Annotated in this window: 24 protein-coding genes and 1 pseudogene; 10 read left to right on the top strand and 15 right to left on the bottom strand. The window is 45.3% G+C overall.

The window, feature by feature from the left end; genetic code table 11:
• Positions 1-2: 2 nt before the first annotated feature.
• The 13 genes from A3712_RS20930 to A3712_RS20870 all read right to left on the bottom strand — a co-directional run bounded on the left by A3712_RS20930 (position 3) and on the right by A3712_RS20870 (position 10,416).
• Positions 3-377, bottom strand: coding sequence for a flagellar hook-basal body complex protein FliE (locus tag A3712_RS20930; protein WP_157618832.1), 375 nt, complete (start codon positions 375-377; stop codon positions 3-5).
• Between the two features lie 29 nt (positions 378-406).
• A complete protein-coding gene (locus A3712_RS20925; RefSeq protein WP_231891853.1) occupies positions 407-1,204 on the bottom strand; it encodes an OmpA family protein in 798 nt (265 codons plus the stop codon).
• A 98-nt stretch (positions 1,205-1,302) separates the two neighbouring features.
• Positions 1,303-2,187: a flagellar hook-associated protein FlgL gene (gene flgL / locus A3712_RS20920; RefSeq protein ID WP_063524906.1), complete on the bottom strand. Its 885-nt coding sequence runs from the start codon at positions 2,185-2,187 to the stop codon at positions 1,303-1,305.
• A gap of 10 nt (positions 2,188-2,197) precedes the next feature.
• On the bottom strand, positions 2,198-3,577 hold the full coding sequence (gene flgK / locus A3712_RS20915; protein ID WP_063524905.1) for a flagellar hook-associated protein FlgK: 1,380 nt from the start codon (positions 3,575-3,577) through the stop codon (positions 2,198-2,200).
• On the bottom strand, positions 3,577-4,095 hold the full coding sequence (locus A3712_RS20910; RefSeq protein ID WP_157618830.1) for a rod-binding protein: 519 nt from the start codon (positions 4,093-4,095) through the stop codon (positions 3,577-3,579). Before A3712_RS20910 ends, flgK begins: the two co-directional genes overlap by 1 nt.
• Entirely contained in the window at positions 4,095-5,222 is a 1,128-nt protein-coding gene (locus tag A3712_RS20905) for a flagellar basal body P-ring protein FlgI (RefSeq protein WP_063524904.1), read from the bottom strand. The genes A3712_RS20910 and A3712_RS20905 overlap by 1 nt, the downstream gene beginning before the upstream one ends.
• On the bottom strand, positions 5,222-5,857 hold the full coding sequence (gene flgH, locus A3712_RS20900; RefSeq protein WP_063524980.1) for a flagellar basal body L-ring protein FlgH: 636 nt from the start codon (positions 5,855-5,857) through the stop codon (positions 5,222-5,224). Before flgH ends, A3712_RS20905 begins: the two co-directional genes overlap by 1 nt.
• Before the next feature lie 134 nt (positions 5,858-5,991).
• Complete coding sequence (gene flgG / locus A3712_RS20895; protein ID WP_063524903.1) at positions 5,992-6,777, bottom strand: flagellar basal-body rod protein FlgG; 786 nt, start codon at positions 6,775-6,777, stop codon at positions 5,992-5,994.
• An 11-nt stretch (positions 6,778-6,788) separates the two neighbouring features.
• Complete coding sequence (locus A3712_RS20890) at positions 6,789-7,523, bottom strand: flagellar basal body rod protein FlgF (RefSeq protein WP_063524902.1); 735 nt, start codon at positions 7,521-7,523, stop codon at positions 6,789-6,791.
• Between the two features lie 4 nt (positions 7,524-7,527).
• Complete coding sequence (gene flgE / locus A3712_RS20885) at positions 7,528-8,754, bottom strand: flagellar hook protein FlgE (protein ID WP_063524901.1); 1,227 nt, start codon at positions 8,752-8,754, stop codon at positions 7,528-7,530.
• Between the two features lie 160 nt (positions 8,755-8,914).
• Complete coding sequence (locus tag A3712_RS20880) at positions 8,915-9,583, bottom strand: flagellar hook capping FlgD N-terminal domain-containing protein (RefSeq protein ID WP_063524900.1); 669 nt, start codon at positions 9,581-9,583, stop codon at positions 8,915-8,917.
• A gap of 36 nt (positions 9,584-9,619) precedes the next feature.
• A complete protein-coding gene (flgC, locus tag A3712_RS20875) occupies positions 9,620-10,048 on the bottom strand; it encodes a flagellar basal body rod protein FlgC (RefSeq protein WP_008223411.1) in 429 nt (142 codons plus the stop codon).
• A gap of 20 nt (positions 10,049-10,068) precedes the next feature.
• Positions 10,069-10,416, bottom strand: a complete 348-nt coding sequence (locus A3712_RS20870; RefSeq protein WP_008223413.1) for a flagellar basal body protein — start codon at positions 10,414-10,416, stop codon at positions 10,069-10,071.
• A 171-nt stretch (positions 10,417-10,587) separates the two neighbouring features.
• Between A3712_RS20870 and A3712_RS20865 the strand changes: the two genes are divergently transcribed.
• The 9 genes and pseudogenes from A3712_RS20865 (at position 10,588) to A3712_RS20825 (ending at position 17,343) form a co-directional block, all read left to right on the top strand.
• Positions 10,588-11,355: a FliM/FliN family flagellar motor C-terminal domain-containing protein gene (locus A3712_RS20865; RefSeq protein WP_063524899.1), complete on the top strand. Its 768-nt coding sequence runs from the start codon at positions 10,588-10,590 to the stop codon at positions 11,353-11,355.
• The gene (locus A3712_RS20860) at positions 11,348-11,731 is read left to right on the top strand and encodes a FliM/FliN family flagellar motor switch protein (protein ID WP_008218033.1); all 384 of its coding nucleotides are present in this window, start codon (positions 11,348-11,350) and stop codon (positions 11,729-11,731) included. Before A3712_RS20865 ends, A3712_RS20860 begins: the two co-directional genes overlap by 8 nt.
• A 26-nt stretch (positions 11,732-11,757) precedes the next feature.
• The gene (fliP, locus tag A3712_RS20855) at positions 11,758-12,498 is read left to right on the top strand and encodes a flagellar type III secretion system pore protein FliP (protein WP_063524898.1); all 741 of its coding nucleotides are present in this window, start codon (positions 11,758-11,760) and stop codon (positions 12,496-12,498) included.
• Positions 12,495-12,764, top strand: coding sequence for a flagellar biosynthesis protein FliQ (gene fliQ / locus A3712_RS20850; RefSeq protein WP_063524897.1), 270 nt, complete (start codon positions 12,495-12,497; stop codon positions 12,762-12,764). The genes fliP and fliQ overlap by 4 nt, the downstream gene beginning before the upstream one ends.
• 2 nt (positions 12,765-12,766) lie before the next feature.
• The gene (gene fliR / locus A3712_RS20845) at positions 12,767-13,549 is read left to right on the top strand and encodes a flagellar biosynthetic protein FliR (RefSeq protein ID WP_082856285.1); all 783 of its coding nucleotides are present in this window, start codon (positions 12,767-12,769) and stop codon (positions 13,547-13,549) included.
• Positions 13,542-14,681 carry a flagellar biosynthesis protein FlhB gene (gene flhB / locus A3712_RS20840; RefSeq protein WP_063524896.1) on the top strand — a complete coding sequence of 380 codons (1,140 nt, stop codon included), beginning with the start codon at positions 13,542-13,544 and terminating at the stop codon, positions 14,679-14,681. Before fliR ends, flhB begins: the two co-directional genes overlap by 8 nt.
• A gap of 105 nt (positions 14,682-14,786) precedes the next feature.
• Positions 14,787-15,677, top strand: a pseudogene (locus A3712_RS20835) (GNAT family N-acetyltransferase).
• 81 nt (positions 15,678-15,758) lie between these two features.
• Entirely contained in the window at positions 15,759-16,598 is an 840-nt protein-coding gene (locus A3712_RS20830) for a helix-turn-helix domain-containing protein (RefSeq protein ID WP_063524895.1), read from the top strand.
• A 112-nt stretch (positions 16,599-16,710) separates the two neighbouring features.
• Positions 16,711-17,343 (top strand): esterase/lipase family protein, encoded by a 633-nt coding sequence (locus tag A3712_RS20825; RefSeq protein WP_063524894.1) that lies wholly within the window; start codon positions 16,711-16,713, stop codon positions 17,341-17,343.
• A 101-nt stretch (positions 17,344-17,444) separates the two neighbouring features.
• Here A3712_RS20825 and A3712_RS20820 read toward each other — a convergent pair whose 3' ends face one another.
• On the bottom strand, positions 17,445-18,419 hold the full coding sequence (locus tag A3712_RS20820) for an arginine deiminase-related protein (RefSeq protein ID WP_063524893.1): 975 nt from the start codon (positions 18,417-18,419) through the stop codon (positions 17,445-17,447).
• A gap of 589 nt (positions 18,420-19,008) precedes the next feature.
• Between A3712_RS20820 and A3712_RS20815 the strand changes: the two genes are divergently transcribed.
• Positions 19,009-20,841 carry an ABC transporter ATP-binding protein gene (locus A3712_RS20815; protein ID WP_063524892.1) on the top strand — a complete coding sequence of 611 codons (1,833 nt, stop codon included), beginning with the start codon at positions 19,009-19,011 and terminating at the stop codon, positions 20,839-20,841.
• Between the two features lie 253 nt (positions 20,842-21,094).
• Here the strand turns inward: A3712_RS20815 and A3712_RS20810 are convergent, their stop codons facing one another.
• Positions 21,095-22,327 carry a DUF711 family protein gene (locus A3712_RS20810; RefSeq protein WP_063524891.1) on the bottom strand — a complete coding sequence of 411 codons (1,233 nt, stop codon included), beginning with the start codon at positions 22,325-22,327 and terminating at the stop codon, positions 21,095-21,097.
• Positions 22,328-22,715 lie beyond the last annotated feature (388 nt).

Genomic DNA, 22,715 nt, shown 5'->3' with positions numbered 1-22,715 from the left:
GCCTAAATTGGCATTTTTATGATGTCTTGGAAGTTAGACACCATCTTATTGCGCACTTGCATTAATGCATTGAATGAGAGCTGGGCTTTCTGAGATGCGACCGTTGCTCCCAATAAATCATCGCTTTTTCCTAGCTCAACAGCGGTGATTTTTTCAGATGCATGAGACTGGTATCTATCCACAGTATCGAGCACACTTCTCAAGGTATTGCTGAACGCCAGTGAATTGTCCGATACCGGACTTACCGTGTGATTGTCTTGCGTGATGCCCCTCACCATGGTTCCCGTGACGGCTTGGTTAGAGAACGGATTGCTGGCAACCTCTTGTTGCTGCTCTATCTTCCCTAACATGGCTTGTTGCATCTGGACTGCAGTCATCTTTTCCATTGTTTACCCTCGCGGTTGCATCACTTGCGCACTAACCGAATCTCTACACGACGATTCTTATCCCGGCCTTGCTGAGTGGTGTTGTCGTACTTTGGATAACGGTCGCCGTGACCACGTATCTCAATCATTTGCTTTGACACGCCATTGCCCATAAACCACTGCGCAACGTCCGATCCTCGCTGCTTTGAAAGTTGCAAATTAGCGACAGGATCACCGGAATTATCGGTGTAACCATCAATCAGAATTTTAATGATTCTCGAGTCTCGTTTGACCAAGGTGCTGATATCGTTGATGGTGCGCTTCTGCCCTTCGGTAAGGGTCACCGAGCCCTGTTGAAAGCGCAGTTCGACTCGACGCGCATGTTGGAAATTAACAGGCGGTAAGCCATAACGACATTCATTAAATTGCTCTAAAGCAGGCTTAAAATTGGTGGTTGGGAAATAGACATCAAAGTCCATCGCATTGACGTTAAACCAAGCGCCACTCGCCATATCATCCAACATCAAGGTGGCGCCATCGTCAGTCACCAGCGCCGCTCCTTGCTTGTTGACTCTTTCAATGGTGGTTGTGGTGTAAGACTGAGACCTTCCCCATACCGGCTCTGTGGTATTAAACGATGTTGAGGTCGGAAGTGAACGCACACCTCGCTTCTCCACTCTGACTTTTATCGGGCTTGCTGCCAACAAAATGAATTGCACTGAAAAGCCAGTGTGGGGGTCGAAAGAGTTCAGTTCACACATATCAACAGACTCAGTAAACCGCCACTCGACACTATCGAAGGGAACAATGTAGCGCTGTGCCGAAGCTTGGGACGACATTACTCCCCAGCTTATTAAAAATGCGCTCAGCACCTTACCAAGTCGGCGTCGAAAAGCGGAAGAAATGTCTAAGCTAGCGCTTACCCAAAAGAACCTATTCATAACAGGTCAAACAGTGAAATTCCGGCAACACGCGCAAAGGTTTTTTGCGTAGCTTCTAGCGCGATCATACCCTGGTTAAGTTCAACGGATGCCTCTGCATAATCCAGCTCCTCTAGCTCAGAGCGAACCGTTTCAGCAAAGAACACCATATCGATACTGGTCTCTTTTAACCTTTCTAATGCGTTGTATTGACTCCCAATATCGGTTAATGAAACCAGCAAGTTTTGATGAAGCGCTTGGTTGGTATTGAGCGCGTTATCCAAAGCCGTTGTAAATCCCCCGGTTGCTAACTCCAACTCTGATATCGCATTGTCTAAGTCAGTAAAAATTGCACTGCTACCTATGGTATCGGTGATAGTAAAATTACTCGATACATACTGGTTATCACCCACCTTGGTCTCGCGATAATCTGAATTAGGATTTAAGGTATAAGGCGGTGCGGTATCAATTGCTGGATTACTGATATCCGTTCCTGAAAAGAGATAACTGCCTTCATTGGCTTGGTTCAATGTGTTCAACATTTCCGTTTTAAGTGACTTGAGTTCGAGCACAATTCCCGCCCGACTTTCCGAATCAAGAGTGCCGTTTTTCCCTTGTAGAAGCAGTTCATTCACTTGTTGGGAGAGCGACTCCAGCGTGTTGACGTTAGTTTCGTAGCGCGTCAGTTGCGACTGCACATTTTCGATATTTCGCTGGTACTGCTGATTATCAGAGACTGTCTTTTTTAATCCCTCAAGGCGCACAGCGGCAATTGGGTCGTCGGATAAATGATTGATCCTTAGCCCTGTCGACATTTGCTCAAAAACTTTGTTCAAGCGGATATTGTTGTCCATTAATGAACGCTGCATCACCGCGTTAAATTGGGAGTCCGTTACACGCATCACTTTTCTCCTAGAATGCTCTTAGCAAGGTCTGGAACATCTGATTGGCCGTGCTAATAATTTTCATATTGGCCTCATAAGCGTTGAGGTAGAGCAGCATGTTGGCCGCCTCTTCATCGGAATTAACCGCACTGACACTGTCTCTTACCACTTGCGCGTCCTCCATGCTCACTTGAGCTGCGGTTGCTTCGCTCTGTGCCTGACGAGTGAAGATACCGATATCACCGAGTAGCCCTGAGTAAGCGCTGTAAGGGGTTTCTCCCACCACAGAGCCATTGGTTAATAGTGTTTGTGACAGCATCGATAGGTCTTTCAACACATCGCCGTTTCCGGCAAGCGTTGCACTCGATGAAAAGGCTAGGTCTTGTGCGGTCAGGGTGGGATCAATCGCCAAAGATAAGGCTTCACTGCCTGGGGTGTAGATAAACAAGTTCTGACCCGCCGCGCCATTAAGATCAAACCCAGAATTTAATGCCGAGTTCACACCGTCGGCCAAGCCTTTGGCAAGGTCCGCTAGCAGTGTTTTGATGGGTTCATATTGATTCGTTTTTAGTGCTTCGAGCGCTCCTAACTCTCCACCTAATGAAGCATCAACAGGCGTTGTCATTGACTGAAAGGTGATGTTCAAATCCGTGCTGTAAAGGTCGCCACTGGATTGGTCTCGCGCAAGCGATGCGGCATAACCGCCAATCACAAGAGGCTGGCCGTTTGGTGTAGAAAGTTCGACGCCGCCATTGGTGAAGATCACCTGAACATCGAGAGACTTAGAGAGTTCATTGAGGTGTTTATCCATCGCATCCTGTAAACCACCAACGCTCTTACCAAGCAGCGCATCTTCTTGCAGTTTTTGATTTAGGGAAGCGATGCTTTCTAATTGGCTATTCACATGGGTCACCAAGGCTCCATAACGCTCACTTTGCGCGGCTTCCTGCTGGCTCAACTGCGCAGACACAGAGTTAAACTGTTGCGCCAAAGCGTCAGCATTGGTCAGTACTTGCTGGCGAAAAGCGACACTTTCTGGTGTAACACTGGCCTCATCAATGGCAGCAAAAAAACCGTTCATCCCTTGTGTGAGGCTCAGTCCATCCGCTCCCAATAAATTTTCCAAATTGGAGAGGCCATTGAAGTAGCTTTGGCTAAACTGGGCAGATTCCGTCGCTTCTCTTAGTCGATTGATAGACGACTGATCGGCAATCCGCAGGATATCGCCAACCTCAACACCAGATCCTAGATTAATGCCATTCACAGTATTGCCCGACACACTGGCTTCCATGGTCACTATTTGACGGCTATACCCGGGAGTATTCACATTAGCGGTATTTTGCGCCGTTGTATTGAGAGCTACCCGGTTGGCGAGTGCGCCACTTAACCCGATATTGGTCATGCCCATTATTGATTCTCCTTATCAAAAGGTCGTCCCATAACTTGTGATGACAACTGTTTGAAGATCATATCTGCTAACCCAAACGACGATTGACGACTGATTCTTTGTGCAAGCTGAGCATCTAGCATGCCCTGAAACATATCGTCTGATTTCATCGACAACGGATTGTCTTTATCACTCAGTGCTTGGCTGGCAGAACGCATTCGGGTCAGCATTTGTTGTAAAAACAACGCCTCGAACTGCTGTGAAACGGCCAATAAACCTGAGGCAGAATTGTCATGCTTTAATTTGGCAAGCGCGTTGTTGTCCAAGTAAAAGTTGGTCATTGCTTGGCTCGAACCTGCGCTGGCTTTCACCATCGGCATCATTTCTGGTGCCCTGTTCATCATGAATCTTTCAAATGACTGTGGATGCTCAACAGGTTTTATCGATGCAGCCATTTTAGGGTTATCGAGTATTGGCGCCGTATGGTTACTCGACACCGGCTCAAGCGACGAAGGGTTCATAACCGTTATATTTGCCATTAGATCACCACCAGATCACCGTTAATGGCACCCACCTCATCGAGAGCCTGCAAGATTTGCATAAGCGCTTCCGGTGTCGCACCAATGTTGTTGATCGCATCCACGATCTCTTGTAGGTTCGTCCCTTTCGGCCAAACCATAGTCGTACCATCTTCCTCACCAACACTCACTTGTGAGTTCTGAATAATCGCGGTTTCCCCTGCAGTATTGAAAGCACCACCAGGCTGAGAAACAGATTGAGATTCCTGTATTGTCACTGTGATCCCACCTTGGCTGACCGCCGCTTCAGACACCGTCACGTTCTGGCTGATCACCACGGTTCCGGTGCGAGAGTTAAACACCACTTTCGGTAATCGACGCCCCTCTTCCACCTCAAGTTCTTGAATCATGGCAACAAACATCACGCGGTCTTCACTATCTATCGGAGCAGAGACTTGAACCTGGCCTTTGTTAAGCGCTTTCGCTACCTGACCGCCAAACATCTGGTTAATTGCCTTGGAAACATTGAGCGCAGTTTCGTAATTCGGTTGCTTGAGTTGCAGGCGTATCGTTGGCTCTAAGTCAGCACCAGTTGAGACCTCGCGCTCCAAGGTCGCACCATTAGGGATACGCCCGACGGTAGGTGTGTTCCTAGTAATACTGGTTCCGTTTTCACCAGTCGCATTGAAGCCTCCAACCACAAGACTGCCTTGCGCTATGGCGTACACTTCGCCATCAATACCTCGTAGTGGAGTGAGCAATAAGGTGCCACCGCGCAAGCTTTTTGCATCCCCCAATGAAGACACCGTCACAGTCAGGGTTTGACCTGCACCTTGGTGAGGTTCCACCATAGCTGTGACACTAACGGCAGCGACATTTTTCAGCTTAGGGTTGGTGGAATCATCCAGTTGCACCCCAAATTGTTTGATCATGTTAACTACCGATTGTTGCGTGAACTTCACTTGCGATTTATCGCCAGACCCGTCCAAACCCACAACTAACCCATAGCCAATAAGTTGGTTTTGTCTATCGCCATACACCTCGGCGACTTCTGCAATTGGTCGTGCCGCATCTGCCGAAGAAATAAACCCAAGCAAACACCAAGGCAGCGCCAATGAGGTCAAGTAGAAGCGAATTAGGGCACTCATTAGAATGGCATCCATGGCGAATTGAAGAACTGGGTCAACCAACCAGCAGTGTTGGTATCAGCAAACGAGCCGCGGCCAGCATAAGTAATTCTTGCATCGGCAATTCGCTGGGAAGAAAGTGTGTTGTCTGCCTGAATATCATCGACCCGTACATTGCCAGTCAGACGAATGTATTCATCTCCTTGGTTAAGCTTGAGCCACTTCTCTCCTCTTACTCTAAGCACACCATTCGGCAACACGTTATACACGGTGACAGTAATAGAACCCGATAAGCTGTTACCTTGTTTCGAGGCAGCTGCGCCATCAAAATCTCGCATGGCATCAACAGAAGCGCCCACGTCTTCAAAGGTCTTGTTGCCCAATGTAGGCGCGGTGATGTTAGCGCTGGAATCTTTGCCATATTGGGTTGAAGCACTCTTATCGGACTCTGTTTTTTCATCCAACAACACCGTTAAAATATCGCCCACACGGTACGCTCTTCGATCTTGGAACAAGGTCATCGAAGTCGTTCCCGTATAGAGGCTACCTTTGCTGATTCTGGTCACTTGATAGTCCAGCTCGGGCGGCGCGTACGCTTCATCATTTGGCGATGGTGGAATAAAATCGTCTTGGCGACCAGCACAACCCGTACCCATCACCACCAGCAAGGTAACTACGGTAAGGCAATAAATCGCACCGATTGCATGCGGCTTACCCAACCTTGACTTAATTGGCTTTTCCATGTCAGATCTCCCTAGCAACCATCGTTATTCGCTCGTTAAAGCGAGAGTTATGATTGCTGCGCGATGTACTGCAGCATCTCATCGGCTGCGCTGACCATCTTGGCGCTCATCTCATAAGCGCGTTGGGTGGCGATCATATCAACCATTTCTTCCACCACCTGTACGTTCGACCCTTCAAGTGCCCCTTGTTTTAACTGGCCTGAACCTTCTGTTCCTGCGATGAGCTCGACCGCTTCACCTGAACCTTCCGTTTCAATAAATAAGTTACCCCCTTGAGCAGAAAGCCCTGCAGGGTTCATGAATTTCACTATGGTGATTTGCCCTAAATCTTCAGGATTCACTTGGCCCGGTATCGTAGCACTGACCACGCCATCAGCAGTAATACTGACGAGAGTCGCCTCTTGAGGAATGACGACTTCAGGGATCAGAGGATAGCCTTGTGTATTGACTAACTGACCATCAGAGTTGGTTTGAAACTGGCCATTTCGGGTATAGAGTAGCTCTCCATCTGAGTTTTCTATCTGGAAGAAACCATCACCGAGAATAGCCAGATCAAATTGTTGGTTGGTATTCTGGATATTCCCTTGAGTAAACACTTTCTCGGTGCCAACCACTCGAACACCATTACCGAGCTGAATCCCCGTTGGATGTTCATTAAGCTCTGTAGTTTCGGTACCTGCTTGCTTATCGACACTGTAAAAAAGATCTTCGAACACCACTCGGTCTCGCTTAAAACCGACTGTATTGATATTGGCAAGGTTGTTCGAAATCGCCGTCATTTTTGCATCTTGTGCAGCCATCCCTGTTTTGGATATCCATAAGGCACTGTGCATAATTCCCTTCCTTAAGCTTTGAGAAGCTTATTGCCTATCTGAGCGATCTCATCCGCGGATGCCATCACTTCAATTTGCATTTCGTATTGTCGAGTCAGCGACATAATGCTGACGAGCTCTTCTAAACTGGAGACGTTGCTCGCCTCTAAATAACCAGAACGAATCTGAACGTTAAAGTCTTCAACCAGAACCTGACCGCCTTTAGGAACAAAGTGACCACTCGCATGCATGGTCATCTGTTCGTTCTCAGGCTTAACCAATTTGAGAGCGCCAACTTCTAGCGATGCCTCGCCGCCAATCGGGGTGATCGACACCAATCCATTCGAACTCACCGACACAAACTCAAAGTCTGGCAACACCATTGGACCATCAGTCGACATCACTCGACGCTCACCAAGGTAGAGTTGACCATTACCATCCAATCGAAAATTGCCCGCCCGCGTATAGAGCTCGGCAGGTTCATCCTCTATCCCTTCGAGCGTAATAAAGCCGTCACCATTAATGGCGACATCCAGTGGTCGCTCAGTACGTATATCTTCACCCTGAGCAAAGTTATTGATCGATGAGTTAGTTCTGGAGGTGATGGAAGTAAGAAAGCCCGAGCCTTCAAGGCGCATCGGTGTTGAGTGCTCCATCAAGGCTTTAAAACCAACGGTGTCCGCATGGGACAAATTATTCGCGCGCACGTGCTGAGCGAGCATGGTTCGCTCAGCACCTTTCGCAGCACTAAAGAGAATCGGATTCATAGTGCTACACCACGTTGAACAAGGCTTGCGTCAGTTGATCCGATGTCGATATCGACTTGGTGTTGGCTTGATAATTACGCTGAGCCGTCATCAAGGCCACGAGTTCAGACGTCAGATCGACGTTGGAACCTTCGAGCGCACCGGAAGTCAAATCCCCAAACACCCCACTGCCCGCAGTACCCAGAACAGGCGTGCCAGAACTAAAGCTTTGTAACCAAGCGGTATCACTGGTTTTGATCATGTTCTGAGGGGAAGCAAAGTCGGCAAGTACAACCTGACCTTGCAATTGAGACTGACCATTAGTATAAGTCGCAAAGATACGACCATCGTTTTCCATTCGCACGCTGGCATAATCACCAGAGGTGTAACCATTTGGGCTATTTTTGGAAACAACGAAGTCGCTACCAAACTGGGTGACTGCGGATAGGTCGATATTCACCGTGACACTGTTTGCCCCATTGGCTGGGTCGAAACTGACTGAGTAGTTACCACCCGATGAGATGGTGCCATCGGCATTAAAGGTAAAGTTTGCAGTATCCGTCGCGGTTGGCGAAGCGGCGGGTATCAAGGCATCAGCCCCATCAATCGCTTTACCATCAACCAAGATGTGAACATCCCAGTCATTAGATGCGCCCTTAACAAAGTACTGGCTCACCGTATGAGGGTTACCCAAAGAGTCATAAACTGGCGTGGTATAAGAGTGGTTGTAGGTGGATGAATCGCTGTAGTCAAACGCGCTGGCAGGAACCTGCTCTCTGGCGTCGAGGTTGGCAACAAACTCGATACTGTCCGTTTCTCTAGCTTGCAGCGATGCCGTGCTGATCTGCACCGTGCCTACCGAGCCGAGCAATAAATTGTTATTACCATCAACCGAGTAACCTTGCAGGGCGGCACCACTGTTCGCAGTTATCACCCCATCAGCATTCATGTTGAAAATACCAGAACGGGTATAGAGAGTTTGCCCTTTACTGTCTTCAAGCACGAAGAAGCCATTGCCACTTAATGCCATATCCAGTGAGCGCCCAGTTCCGGTTACGGTTCCGCTTTTCTCAAAGTTTTGCGAAACCCCGACCACTTCAACGCCGCCTGCCTCACTACCGCTATAAACGGACGCAAACTCGGTTCTCGACTCCTTAAAACCCGTCGTAGAAACGTTAGCAATGTTATTTGAAATGGTGTTCAGCTCTGAGTTCGAGGCATTCAGCCCACTCAGTGCAATACTAAAACTCATAATGTCTTCCTCTTCACGCTAAAGAGGCTATCTCCGTCGACTTAAACACCACGGAGAACGACAGCCGTCATCTTACTTACTTAAAACAAAACTAAAAAATACAAACCAAAAACCGGCAAAGCCGAAAATGTAGCGAAAATTATCTAACTAATTAAAAGCCTTACTCATTTGAGAAGGCAGCCACGTCATAAAACGCGACCATGCCAACCCCTTTGACCTGCAAATGGCTCGTGCCACCAATCAAAGGCGTCGTCACATGTTCCACCTGACCATGCTGATAAATCGATGGCTGGTAATCCTGTCCACTGTCCAATTTGATACGCATCTGATACTGACCGGTTAGCCCCATGGCTTGCGCATCCAATGTGTAATCCACTCGCCCTGCGCTATTCGGGCCAAGATTCAATGACTTAACATTGCTAAGCGAATCCACTAATTCGAGCATGACGGTGTTCGACGGAGCTTGCAGCTCAATGTACCCGGTATGCTGATCAACACCCGCTGCAGATAATCGATCACTTTTTACCGTCACCGTTTTATCGATCAATGCAGCGGTGCTAAGTACTTGTAAGTTATCGAGCATGGTTGAGTTGTTTTGCGTCAACTGAACAAGGTTTTCCGTACTTTCAACCTGAGAGAACTGCGCCAGCTGTGCGACATATTCAGTGCCGTCAGTTGGGTTCAGTGGATCCTGATTTTCAATCTGAGCCACCATTAAAGTGATGAACTCATTCTTTAATGCACTCGCACTGTTCGGATTGTCTTGAAGGGTCATCGTTGACGCAGACTCAATATTATTGACCTGCGCAGCACCGGATATCGTTGTCATGGTGTAGCTCCTCTGGTGTCATTGGCAGCAGTTGGGTTAACTGCGCCAAAGCCCCATCAATGATTGTTGCATCGATTTTACGTTGCCGAGCACTTCGACGCTGGCTTCAAAACTACGAGTAGCCGATATCATGTCAGCCATTTCGTTAACGACATTGATGCCAGAGTAATAAACATACCCTTCGTCGTTAGAGAGAGGATTGTTGGGCTCATAACGCCCTTCCATCATTGAAGAGACTTCCACAACATCGGCAATGCGAATCGGCACCACACCTTGCTGTTGAGTTTGCTGTGCGTTGAAGTGGTTATAGACCGCTGAGAAAATCGGTTTTAGCGGTTTATAAACTTGTGATGGGTCACCAGATACAGAGTCGGCGTTCGCCAAGTTACTGGAGATAGTATTAAGCCTGACGGTCTGCGCACTCATCGCTGAGCCTGCCGTCTCGTAGATACCTAAGAATGCCATAATGTCCCTACCTAATTCACTTATTGTCCTTTGATGGCAGACTTTATCCCGTTGATTTTAGACTGCAAAAACGCAAGGCTCTGATGATAATCCATCACATTTTTCGCGAATCTAGCTTGCTCGTTTTCTAGCTCAACAGTGTTGCCATCTCGTGTTCTTTGCACAGGAATCCGATATTGAGCCGCCGTACCTATGTACCAGTCTTTTGAGTGACCAATACCACTGAGTACCGCCTCAAACCTGAGATCCATCGCTTTGTAATTAGGCGTATCCACGTTGGCAATATTGGAACTCAATACTGCCGCTCTGTCCAAACGAAACTGCACCATTTTTGGGTGTACCCCAAGTGCATCGTCTAAGTGAATCATTGCCCTAGCCTCGTCGTTGATTGGCCTTAATCCTTAGCAGAAGTAGGCCTTTATCTTTTTATATTTTCTCTCGCAACCGAAGTTGAAATGAGACTGCTTTAACCTATAGTTAGGATTAATTAGCGTGTCAAATTTGAGAATGACCGCAAAAACCAACCACCGGTACTTGACATGAAGAAATTATTATTGACTGAATTCGGAAATCCGAGCATAAAAATGCGTAAGTTTCTGTTAAGACATTCAAAACATTTCTCAACAGAAATTATTGATATTTTTAAATTTAACTTTGCGGGCCGTCACGTCAAAGCCACGTTTTCAGAAGCGCGCCGACCACCAGCAAGCAGCATCAAAACCGTTCTTCATATTGAGGAGTTTGGGCATGTTTTTTTCTTTATTTCACCCCAAACCGCCGATATTCTGCTACATAAGCACCTCAACAACCCATTACCACTCAAAAAATCTAAGCGTAGCAACACCGATATTGCGCTAACCCAAAGCCATCTAAGGCTTTTTCAAAAGTTCACCATGGCGATCACCAACGCGCTGACTGCCGATGCCAATCACTACGCCATTGAGCATACCGACCATCAGCCCTCAGACATTGGTGTCACCATTAAGTTTGAACTCGACGACCAACAGCTTGATGTGACCTTCATGATCGACAACAAATACGTGAAAAAGCTGCGCGACATGATGGAAAGTAACGAAACCTTTGATCGGGAAGAGATACTCGACAACCTGCGTTATCAACCCGTCGAATTAGGGTGCGTCATGCTTCACAAGCAGTGCACACTGCATGAGCTTTCTCAGCTGAAACCAGGGGATTTTATGCCCATGACCCTATGCAAAAACCTAACGGTCAAGGTCAACGGGCACCCAACTTTTTTTGGCAAACTTCAATCCATAAACTCTGAACTGGGAGTCGAAATCGATGGCTAACGACAAAGAGACACGCAACATTGACAGCTCAATGAGCGACCTAAACCTGCATGATGAGTTGCCAGATCTTGACGATTTAGATCTCGATGATCTTGCCGACGACATCGACCTTGGTGCCGACAAAGAGCACGTCAGTAACATCTCTCTGCTCAAGAGTATTCCTGTCGATATCACCGTTGAGGTTGCGCGTAAGACATTGATATTAGATGAGCTACTGAATCTAAAAGCGGGCAGTGTTGTGATGCTAGAAAAACATGAAGGAGACCCTGTTGATATCAAAATCAATGGCACCGCGTTTGGTACAGGAGAAATTGTATCCAAGAATGGTCAGTATGGCGTGAGATTACTGAGCATCATCAAAAAGCCAAGTAAGTAACGACTTTGAGTAACGTAAAGAATACGATGTCTAAGCCAATATCCTTCACCCTCGCTTTCGCCCTATTTGCGGGCGCATCGCACGCAGAAGGGTTGACGATTCTCAGTGAAACCACCACATCTGACGGCACCGAATACAGCGTTAAATTGCAAATTCTGATCCTGATGACATTACTGAGCTTCGTTCCAGCTTTCGTGATTATGTGTACTAGCTTCACACGAATTGTGATTGTTTTGGCTATTTTGAGGCAAGCGCTTGGCCTACAACAAACACCGCCAAATCAGGTGCTTGTGGGCATTGCACTGATTTTTACTTTACTGATTATGAGGCCGGTTTGGACCAAGATTTACGATACCGCTTACATTCCATACTCAAACGACGAAGTGACCTTGATGCAGGCGTTAGACACAGCAGAAAAACCACTACGTCGCTACATGCTCGACCAAACACAACGCAAGGCACTTGAACAAGTATCCAAGATAGCAGGAGAAACCTCCATAGAGTCTGATCAGGATATCCCCTTCTTAGTTTTACTGCCGGCCTATCTGCTGAGTGAGCTCAAGGCCGCCTTCCAAATCGGCTTTATGTTGTTTTTGCCCTTTCTTGTCATCGACTTAGTGGTGGCATCCGTCTTAATGTCGATGGGGATGATGATGTTGTCACCCTTGATTGTTTCTCTGCCTTTCAAACTGTTGGTATTTGTCATCGTTGATGGCTGGGGCTTACTGATGGGGAGTTTAGCCAACAGTTTTTGGATCAGTGGATGAGCCCGGAAGAAGCCGTCACACTGGTCAGCCAAGCAATCTGGCTGATCATTCTTATGGTGTCGGTTCTTATCTTACCTAGCTTGGTCGTCGGTTTGGTGGTAGCGATTTTCCAAGCCGTCACTCAAGTTAATGAACAAACCCTCAGCTTCCTCCCTCGGCTGCTCGTCACTTTGCTATGCATCATTCTTGCGGGTCACTGGCTATTACAAGAGATCAACGACCTATTCTTGTTTATCTTCAATACGATACCAAGCAAGGTTGGCTAACCATGATGCAAATAAGCTTCACTGATATCACCCAATGGCTAGGGGTACTTTGGTGGCCTTTTGTTCGGTTTACTGGGCTTTTTCTGATCGCACCCTTTTTTGGTGATAAAGCGATTCCGGTAAGAGTTAAGCTGCTGTTTGCTTTTATTTTTTCTCTGCTTCTCGCCCCCTTGGTGAAAGAGGTCCCTCCATTTAACCCTTTCAGCATCGACACGCTACTGTTCTCTTTTTACCAGCTCATCTTTGGTTTTTTAATTGGTTTTGCGGTGATGATATTTTTCACCATTTTTTCGATTGCGGGTCAGGCCATTTCCATGCAAATGGGATTAGCTATGGCTGTGATGAACGACCCTGCCAACGGAGTCAGTATTGCCATCATTGGCAGGATCATGTTCATCACTTCCATGCTGCTTTTCCTCTCTTTGGATGGACACTTAGTGGTGCTACTTGTGTTCAAAGAGAGCTTTGAGTATTGGCCTCTCAATTCACCTTTCCCTTTCAACAGCATTGAATACGTCTTAAAAATGGTGTCTTGGATGTTTGCGACCGGCTTGTTGGTAGCGGTGCCTGCTATCGTTGTCATGCTGTTGAGTAATATTACGTTTAGTCTAATGAACAAAGCGGCGCCGTCTCTTAATGTCTTTGCTCTTGGTTTCCCAATGACCATGCTACTTGGCTTATTCGCATTAATGGCGTCTCTAACCGGTATCGGCGATCACTATTTTGATCTGGTATTAGAGTTGAACCAGCACCTGCACTATATGCTGAGGCTACCGAATGTCTGATCATCAAGATTCCGGAGATAAGAGCGAACAACCCAGTCAACATAAGCTCGCTAAAGCTAGACGAGAGGGTCAAGTACCGCGCGCTAAAGAGTTCGTTTCTTCCATAACCCTCATGAGCGTCGTCGCTTACTACGTGTTGAATGTAGACATGATTAAACAGACCTTCATTGAACTGTTTCTTTTAAGCTTTCGGTTTGATAGCCAAACGGTCAGCCAACCTATGGCTATCGTCGAGTTAGTAGGCACCGCGCTTTTTTCGATGATCATGCTATTTTTCCCACTGCTGATTTATCAAATGATCGCCGCGATCGTCGGCTCGACGCTGCTTGGAGGGTGGATATTCAGCCCATCTTTACTGATTCCCAAGTGGGAAAAGATAAGTCCACTTAAAGGACTGAAGCGTATATTTTCCTCCCAATCGATCGTCGAGCTTTTCAAGAACGTTATTAAGGTCTCTCTATTCTTTACCCTGCTGTATTGGGTAATATCGAGCTACATCTCAGTAATCACCAACCTCGTAAGCGCCCACTTTGATACCGTGGTGCTTTCAGTCGCGACCATTACCATTGAGTACTTGGGCTACCTTCTTTTAATCGTCTTACTGTTTGGCTTGTTTGATTTTCCTTATCAACGACATGAATTTACAAAGCAGATGAAAATGACTAAGCAAGAGGTCAAAGATGAGCACAAAGAACAAGAAGGTAGGCCAGAGGTTAAAGCTCGAATCCGTCAAATACAGACTCAAAATGCCAAGAGAAGTGCCAATGAGCGCGTGCCTAAAGCAAGTGTTGTGTTAACCAACCCAAGCCGTTACGCCATTGCCCTAATTTATGATTTAAGCCAAGCAGAGGCACCGTTTGTGATCGCGAAAGGACAAGATGATGTGGCACTTTACATTAGAGAGCTTGCGACTAAAAATGAGGTTGAAGTAGTCGAGAGCCCTGCACTTGCCAGAGCGATTTACAACACCACTCAAATCGATCAAATGGTTCCAAACCAACTCTTTGTCGCGATAGCGCACATTCTCACGTACGTGAACCAGCTAAAAGCATGGCGCAAAGGCGAAAGAAACAAACCCACCAACTTGCCCCACTTCAACATTCCTAAATCATGGTCCGATCCAAACGATTAGGCAACCATTCCACTAGTGGTACACATAAAACTGTCGCTTTTATTCAATACCTGCCTAAAGCACTCGCCTACAATTGCAGCTATCGAAACAACAGGAATTCAAGCGATGTTAGACATCAAAAAAATCACAACACTGAGCGACTTAAGCAAACTAAAAACAGCTTCTTACTTTGCTGATTCAACAGCACCACTTGATGGCATGTGGCACTTCGGTTTTGTGTAAATGTCTGACCATTAAGGCTTTTACGAAAATGACAAGCTTGTGGGTTACTGCATGTTGAATGGTGAAGGCTACTTACTTCAATTCTATCTAGCACCAACCACCAACACCAATATTGCAGACTTGTTTACATTAATCGTAGAAAACAACAGCTCTGTGGTTGGTGAGGTGAAAGGTGCATTTGTGAGTGCGGCTGAACCACAATATCTGTCACTATGCTTGGACAATACTGAGTCCTTCAAAGTCAACGCACTGATGTTCCGCCAGCGTCCAACAGCCGTCGCAAACAGCATTGAAAACATCGAAATGACTCTCGCGACGCCAGAACAACTCGATCAACTAGTCGAATTTGCTTCATCAGCGATTGGCGCGCCTAAAGCGTGGCTCAGCGGTTATTACGGTAATTTGATTACTCACCAAGAGCTTTGGGGTTACAGGGGAAATGAAAGCGTTCTTGCAACTGGAGAGTGTCGTAAATTCGATGAGCACCAAACGCAGTTTGCAGATTTAGGCATGATTGTCGCGCAAGCTGAATGTGGCAAAGGCTTAGCAACACGCGTAATGAACTTTCTAACACAACACGCCACCAGCCAAGGTTTAGAAGTTATATGCTCGACCGAGAGCAGTAATATCGGTGCACAAAAAGCAATTGAGCGAGCTGGTTTGTCATCAAAGAATCGCATCTTGCAGTTTGACTTTTACTCATTAAATACTCAGCCTAGCCCTTGCTCTGCTGAGTATGCTCAGGCACTGTCAAACAACCGATACCAAGCATAGACAACCAATGTGGATAAAACTGTCGCCGACAAGGATATCCACATATAGTTGTGATGATACTCATCAGAAATAGAAGTTCGAATGATCAATTGGTTACAGTCTCCTCAACCCTCTGTTGCTGCTCAATACATTGATTGTTATTGGCTTATCGAGAAAACGCCCGATGCTCAAACTCATCAGTTTCCGATACTCAACCCTGACCCTTCAGCACATTTGATTCTGTCACCCAGCGACCAACCGTATCACTACACAATAAATCAACAAGTCCAACAAGGAGTTGGCAGCCACCTATTACTGCCCCATCACAAGGCGATAGAACTGGATCACTCGAAGCCGTTTATTCACTTGGGCATCAAGTTCCACGTCGGCGCTTTATACTCGCTCACAATCCCTGATTACCCCCATCAAAGCTTAGATCGCGCCAACACCATCGACCTTGCAGTTCTACTCAACAATTCTGATGCCGATGTAACTTCACTGATTAAGCTTGCTCAAAGCGACTTTGAAGCTTGTTGTCAGCAGTTGGATGACTTACTGCTACCTTGGTTATCCACCGCTAGAACCGATAGACATAGCGAGCTCACTCGTAAAGTACTGAGTGTGATTGGTTCGACGCCCATAGCTGAACTTGGTGACACGCTATTTTGTTCTCAAAGAACACTCGAACGAAGCTTTAACAAAGTGACAGGCCTAACGTTAAAGCAGTGCCAATCCATGAACAAACTCGAAGCAATGCTCGAATATCTTTATAAGAAAGAGTTGAATGACATAGATTGGCTAGACGTCGCTTTTCAATTTGGATTTAGCGACCAACCACACCTGATTCGTTACTTAAAAAAGACCATTGGCTTCACACCAAATACCTATGTCAAAGAAGGTGGATTAACCATAGATGTATATGGCGGTGTCAGGTCAGAGTAACGGGCTGCCCACACACTAGATCTCTGTCTATCGTATCCCATTCGGAGCAAGTTTTGTTGAGTTTAGGATTGCGACTCCATATACTGGAAACACCATCAGACGGAGGGCAATAATGAATAATAAAAACAAACACATAGTTTTAATTCATGGTCTGTATATGCCTGCGTTGATCATGCAATATCTAGATAGAAATTTTAAGAAACGCGGCTTTACTACCCATAAGTTTGCCTACAACTCACTGCGCTTCCCATCCGCAGCAAAACGCCTAAATCGCTTCGTAAATGCACGCTTTGATGAGCACGATAAGGTCTATTTCTTTGGTCACTCACTCGGTGGCTTACTGATTCGTCATTACTTCAAATTCTACCAGCCACACTTCACTGACACCTGCATCATTACAGCGGGCACACCACACAATGGTGCGACTATCGCGAAAACCCTGTCGAATCATGGATTAGGTTTTATATTCGGTTCGAGCAAGATGATCTTAAGTGATGGCTTAGGCGACTACGATATTGATGTGCCGATTGGCGTGATTACTGGCACCTACGACGCAGGTGTAGGACGCATTGTGTTGGGCAGAAACCTAGGAGATGGCACAGTGACGCTTGAAGACGCTAACCTGCGAGGCGCAACAGACACCTGCGCACTCAAGCTCAATCACACCGCGCTGGTGTACTCTAAGGAAGTAGTCACGCTCTCTACTCAATTTATCGAACACAGAGCTTTCAAGAAGGCTCCCTAGCCCTTCTCCCGCGCCTGTTTCACGAAGTTCGTTAAATACAAAAATACCACTCTATTACAAGAGTGGTATTCAAAGGCTTAGAGCTCAATATGAATCGTTCGCTACAGACGCTTCACTCGTGTTGGTAGGAACACTTCACCAAGCATACAACGTACTGAACCGCCACCAATGTCTTCAATGGTTTTTACGTCGAATGGTAGCAACTTTCCATGAGTCGATAGCTGGGCAAGTTGAGCTGGAGAGAACGCATCGTAAGCCGATTGAGACATCGCGATCACTTTGTCACCATTCACAGTTTCAAGCTGCAGAATATTGCCGCAGAAACGGTTCATCTGATCGATTGAGATAGAGATAACCTGCTTGTCCTTCGCGAGTGACTTGACTACAAAACGGCGCTCAAACTCTGGAATCACTTCATCACAGATTACACAGAAGTTATCACCAATCGCCATCATTACATTGGTATGATAGATCGGCTGACCAGATGGCAATGCCGTTTGGAACGAAACCACGCGTGAATAACCAATACGCTTAGCGTAATCCTCTAATACTTCACGGTCACAACGTTGAGAAAGCGCGGCATAGATGGTCTTGTTGATGTGATCAATCACCATCACACCCGTGCTCTCAAGATAAGAACCTTGCGCGATATAAGACTCTAGCGAATCAGTGTGGTTAACAACGCGACCTGACGCCTCTAATGCTTCAATAAGCGCATTTGGTTTCACTTCATTCTGACGGTTTTCACAGGCCATTGGGAAGGTGAATAAGCTGCCATCGCTACAGGTGCTGAACCAATTGTTTGGGAACACCGCATCTGGCGTTTCCACACCAAGCTCTGGATAATCAAACTCTACAACTTGCACACCCTCTTTACGTAATGAAGCCACCATCGTCTTGAATTCAGACATAGTTTCTAACTTCACCTCAGCTTCAGTGAGGCTAACTCTGTTTTGAAACTCGTTATCACGTGCAGTTTCTTCGTTAAATCGAAACTCTTTTGGCGGCACCATAACAACGCAATTGGCGTTTTGAACATTGGTAATGTGAAGTGATTTTTTGTGTAGGTTTAACATTTCAACCGTCCCTATCTTTTATTTACCTAAGAATTGTAAACAAGTTGTTACGGCAAGATTCACTGAAAAGAATAATGATTTGAATATTTATCCAAAACATTTACTGCCAAACCAAGTTTAAACCATAATTTTTACTGCAAGATAACAGCACATCAGAAAGAACCAACAGTTTGCATATCAATTAGAGAATTTGCTGAATAAATATCCGAACGCTCTTTTCTGTATTACCGCGAGTTTAGGTTACAATTTAATCCATTTAGCGTTAGGATTATCACCGTTGCATAACAATTAATTACGTTTGAAATAAGCTTAACTCTCCCAATCTGATCCAATCTAAAATAAGCGTCATACACAATACGTTTTGGACCTTTCGCGATAACTAAAACACGGTGTTAAACCAAGCTCTAGAGCCAAGCGTTTAAGCCAGAGTGAAAACCAAACTCCATCGAATGATTTAATGCTTATAAGAGCGTATAGGCGCTCATAAAATTTCAAACTAAGACTGTGAAAATTTAAATTGAGACTATAAAAACAAAGCTGCACGACGATACCGCTGCTTATAGAGACACGAGTTTATAAAGGGAAATCTATGTACAAAAAGTTTGAAGGCTTTACTGAAGCCTTTCCAAAGGGAGAGCCGATACAACCTCCTACTGGAATACTGGCATTTTGCCGCCACTACACGCGAGGTTTTGAAAAGCCACTGATCTTGCTCGGTATCATGAGCATGACGATTGCGATCATCGAAGTGGCGTTATTTGGTTACATGGGACAATTGGTTGACTGGCTATCAACAAGTAACCCGGAAACCTTCTTAGCTGACAACAAGTCCACTCTTGTGGGCCTTGGGTTGCTGCTGTTGGTAGTAATGCCAATCTTAATCAGTGTCTACTCACTGTTGCTTCATCAAACCTTACTTGGCAACTATCCGATGTCGATTCGCTGGTTGGCGCACCGCTACCTTTTAAAGCAAAGCTTATCCTTCTACCAAGATGACTTTGCCGGACGTGTCGCCACCAAAGTAATGCAAACATCGCTCGCGGTGCGTGAAACCGTGACCAAGATGGTTGATGTGTTTGTCTACGTAACGGTTTACTTCACCGCGATGCTGTTCATGCTGGCCGAGTCGGATTGGCGCTTGATGGCTCCAATGTTGATCTGGTTGTTCGTCTATATCGGTATTCAGCTTTACTTCGTACCGAAACTTAAAGATGTGTCATCGGAACAGGCGGATGCTCGTTCACTCATGACAGGTCGAATTGTTGATAGCTACACCAACATCGCGACAGTAAAACTGTTTTCACACAGCAAACGTGAAACGGAATACGCTGAAGAAGGCATGGAAGGTTTCCTAGATACCGTGTATCGCCAAATGCGCCTTGTTACTGGCTTCAACATCTGTGTTGAATTCGCTAACTACTTACTGGTATTCAGTATCGCAGGTATCTCTATCTACCTATGGCTCGATAGCGCAATCACTGTGGGTGCTATTGCGATTGCGGTGAGTTTGGCTCTACGTATTAACGGCATGTCGAAATGGATCATGTGGGAGATCGGTGGCCTGTTTGAAAACCTAGGTACCGTGATTGACGGCATTAAGACCATGTCGAAGCCTATCGCTATCGAAGACAAGAAAGACGCGCAGCCACTTAAGGTTCCACAAGGCGGCATCAACTTTGAAAACGTGAGCTTCAACTACGGTGAAAGCAAAGGCGTTATCAATAAGCTAAACCTGAACATCAAACCAGGTGAAAAGGTAGGTCTAGTTGGACGTTCTGGCGCAGGTAAATCGACGTTGGTTAACTTGTTACTGCGTTTTCATGATGTCGAAAGCGGTCGTATCCTGATTGATGATCAAGAGATCTCAAGCGTTACTCAAGACTCACTGCGCAGCAATATTGGTATGGTGACACAAGACACTTCACTGCTTCACCGTTCGATCAAAGACAACATTCTTTACGGTCGTCCGGAAGCGACGGATGAAGAGGTGTATGCCGCAACCAAGCAAGCGCACGCGCATGAGTTTATTGAAACCCTAACCGACCCGTTTGGCAACATTGGTTACGATGCTCAAGTGGGCGAGCGTGGTGTTAAGCTTTCTGGTGGTCAACGCCAACGTGTAGCGATTTCACGTGTACTTCTGAAAAATGCACCACTGTTGGTTCTTGATGAAGCGACTTCAGCTCTAGATTCAGAGGTAGAGGCTGCTATCCAAGAGAGCTTAATTGAGCTAATGGAAGGTAAGACGGTTATCGCAATTGCGCACCGCCTATCCACCATCGCAGCAATGGATCGCCTGATCGTTTTAGATGAAGGTAATATCGTTGAAGAAGGCACTCACCAAGATCTGATTAACCAAAATGGTATCTATGCGCAGTTGTGGAATCACCAGACTGGTGGCTTTATCGGTACCGAGAATTAGGCTTTAAAACATTAATTAGAATAGAACATTAAATGGCGACAATATAACAAAGAATATAAGTACATCGCTTCTAAAAAAACCAGAGCTCATGCTCTGGTTTTCAAGATTAGCGTTCAGCTAGCTTGTTTTTGCATTAGGGTATGTATCTTAAAAATCTTACTCAATAATCTTTAATTTTTTGTTTATTTAGAGAAAGAGATAAGCCCCACTGTAATATACCAGCCATTTATGAGTGAGTAATTTTACTTACGCTTTAATCCACACTGAGTACGGCAGAGTTACACAAATCGTCGCTTTCAAACTGAGTAACATCACCTGCTACTAAATTTGGAATAGGAAACAAACGCACAGTTAATGGTTTATTCAACCTATAGGCCATTGTCCCTGTATCGCGCATTAACGCTGAAATTTTATCTATTGATGTGTTACCTGGAATCGGTACTGTGTCTAAACCGATACCACAGACGGCACTATTAGTAAGTAAGGTCAGAATATCAAAATCACTAGTCATGGTTCTCTCAGCAAGCCCTGTATCCTCTGTCAATGCGAGCATTAAGCCTGAAAATCCAACTAGATTAACGTGAGTCATTGACTTAAATACGCGAGTTAACAATGAAGAGACCTCAACTGTACCAGCGGCCCCAAAGTTTTTAACGCCTAATTCTTTATATACTTCCACCATACTTGCGCAACTTTTAGACGGTGCAGCAGAACTATCAAAACCTGCAAAATTGAAGCTATCTGTTGTCGTTGAATTTAAAATAAGTTGGTTAATTTCCTCGATATGATAATGCAAAGCAGTTTTCATTGCGTCAAAATATATTTTGAATGCTTCGTTATGGTTTTTAATATTATAATTTTCATTTATATCTTTTAATACTTGCACTAAAAGATCTGGTGTTTCCAAACCAATCACAAAGCTATCCTCAAGCTCTGAACGGTGGTAGCTTGCAGGAAAACATGGGATAAATGGTTTACAGTTAAAATTAACTGTAAAATTAAAGTTACCTTCACCATGGCTAGTTATTACACTAATTCTTTTTACGGTTGTTGCTGCTAAGTCAATCATCTCATTATCAAGAATACCAAACTCATCAGGTGATACATTAACGCAAGCATTACACAAATCTCCGAAGTCACGTATTAATTCAGGAAGAAGGCCAAGCTCATGTTTAGTTTTAACTTCACCGATAGCAAATCTAATACGTAATCCGCTTTTATTATGGCTATTAATCAATTTACTTAGTAGAGTTAAATCAGCTTTAGCACTTTCTATATTTAAAGTATTTAAGTATTCACCAAACGGATTGGTGACAATACGAATAGATTGAACTATATAGCCCTGACTAATAAATTTTTCAGATAGATTATTACAAAAATCAGCAGCTTTTTGTATTTGACTTCTCCAAGTTTTTTTATCATTTTTTAATGACAAAAAAGTAGTAATAGTTCTTATTTTACACAGTTCTTTGTTTTTGAATTTCATACACAACAACCTTAATTGACTAGCGGTTTCATTTATTTTTGCATTAATCAAAGCTAATAGTAGTCATTCAGCGGCTGTTAAGTAAGATACAATTTCTGATCATTTTTAGTGTACAGAATGGCTTTGCTGCGTAATTCGCACATAAAACTGAACGCCCTAAACTGAGGAGTCATTAGACAGCGGACTGAGTTTTTGGCATGACTTACTCGATGCCTTAAATACAGTATAAGTATCGCCAACCTAGCGTAGTGATTTTTTAGCCTTAGCTCCGATCTAATAACTGTTTTACTCAGCAAATATCTGTCTCTGATAAAGAACGTTTATGATATGGGCAAAGAATAGAAAGTGGCTGTATTGGGGGCTTGTTGTAGACATCTCAATTAACTGT

Origin of the sequence: Vibrio sp. HI00D65, from assembly GCF_001635455.1 — a bacterium.
GTDB lineage: Bacteria > Pseudomonadota > Gammaproteobacteria > Enterobacterales > Vibrionaceae > Vibrio.
Note: the sequence above shows the minus strand (reverse complement) of the source record. Positions and strands in the feature narration are given on the sequence as shown.

Excerpts from the sequence above, each read along its gene's own strand:
- A3712_RS20925 (WP_231891853.1), bottom strand. The coding sequence starts at position 1,204 with ATGTCGTCCCAAGCTTCGGCACAGCGCTACATTGTTCCCTTCGATAGT.
- fliP (WP_063524898.1), top strand. The coding sequence starts at position 11,758 with ATGTCTAAGCCAATATCCTTCACCCTCGCTTTCGCCCTATTTGCGGGC.
- flgL (WP_063524906.1), bottom strand. The coding sequence starts at position 2,187 with ATGCGTGTAACGGACTCCCAATTTAACGCGGTGATGCAGCGTTCATTA.
- fliQ (WP_063524897.1), top strand. The coding sequence starts at position 12,495 with ATGAGCCCGGAAGAAGCCGTCACACTGGTCAGCCAAGCAATCTGGCTG.
- flgC (WP_008223411.1), bottom strand. The coding sequence starts at position 10,048 with ATGGCATTCTTAGGTATCTACGAGACGGCAGGCTCAGCGATGAGTGCG.
- A3712_RS20865 (WP_063524899.1), top strand. The coding sequence starts at position 10,588 with ATGAAGAAATTATTATTGACTGAATTCGGAAATCCGAGCATAAAAATG.
- A3712_RS20815 (WP_063524892.1), top strand. The coding sequence starts at position 19,009 with ATGTACAAAAAGTTTGAAGGCTTTACTGAAGCCTTTCCAAAGGGAGAG.
- A3712_RS20825 (WP_063524894.1), top strand. The coding sequence starts at position 16,711 with ATGAATAATAAAAACAAACACATAGTTTTAATTCATGGTCTGTATATG.
- A3712_RS20860 (WP_008218033.1), top strand. The coding sequence starts at position 11,348 with ATGGCTAACGACAAAGAGACACGCAACATTGACAGCTCAATGAGCGAC.
- A3712_RS20930 (WP_157618832.1), bottom strand. The coding sequence starts at position 377 with ATGACTGCAGTCCAGATGCAACAAGCCATGTTAGGGAAGATAGAGCAG.
- A3712_RS20880 (WP_063524900.1), bottom strand. The coding sequence starts at position 9,583 with ATGACAACGATATCCGGTGCTGCGCAGGTCAATAATATTGAGTCTGCG.
- A3712_RS20820 (WP_063524893.1), bottom strand. The coding sequence starts at position 18,419 with ATGTTAAACCTACACAAAAAATCACTTCACATTACCAATGTTCAAAAC.
- flgE (WP_063524901.1), bottom strand. The coding sequence starts at position 8,754 with ATGAGTTTTAGTATTGCACTGAGTGGGCTGAATGCCTCGAACTCAGAG.
- A3712_RS20830 (WP_063524895.1), top strand. The coding sequence starts at position 15,759 with ATGATCAATTGGTTACAGTCTCCTCAACCCTCTGTTGCTGCTCAATAC.
- flgG (WP_063524903.1), bottom strand. The coding sequence starts at position 6,777 with ATGCACAGTGCCTTATGGATATCCAAAACAGGGATGGCTGCACAAGAT.
- A3712_RS20810 (WP_063524891.1), bottom strand. The coding sequence starts at position 22,327 with ATGAAATTCAAAAACAAAGAACTGTGTAAAATAAGAACTATTACTACT.
- A3712_RS20870 (WP_008223413.1), bottom strand. The coding sequence starts at position 10,416 with ATGATTCACTTAGACGATGCACTTGGGGTACACCCAAAAATGGTGCAG.
- A3712_RS20905 (WP_063524904.1), bottom strand. The coding sequence starts at position 5,222 with ATGAGTGCCCTAATTCGCTTCTACTTGACCTCATTGGCGCTGCCTTGG.
- flgH (WP_063524980.1), bottom strand. The coding sequence starts at position 5,857 with ATGGGTACGGGTTGTGCTGGTCGCCAAGACGATTTTATTCCACCATCG.
- A3712_RS20890 (WP_063524902.1), bottom strand. The coding sequence starts at position 7,523 with ATGAATCCGATTCTCTTTAGTGCTGCGAAAGGTGCTGAGCGAACCATG.
- fliR (WP_082856285.1), top strand. The coding sequence starts at position 12,767 with ATGATGCAAATAAGCTTCACTGATATCACCCAATGGCTAGGGGTACTT.
- A3712_RS20910 (WP_157618830.1), bottom strand. The coding sequence starts at position 4,095 with ATGGCAAATATAACGGTTATGAACCCTTCGTCGCTTGAGCCGGTGTCG.
- flhB (WP_063524896.1), top strand. The coding sequence starts at position 13,542 with ATGTCTGATCATCAAGATTCCGGAGATAAGAGCGAACAACCCAGTCAA.
- flgK (WP_063524905.1), bottom strand. The coding sequence starts at position 3,577 with ATGGGCATGACCAATATCGGGTTAAGTGGCGCACTCGCCAACCGGGTA.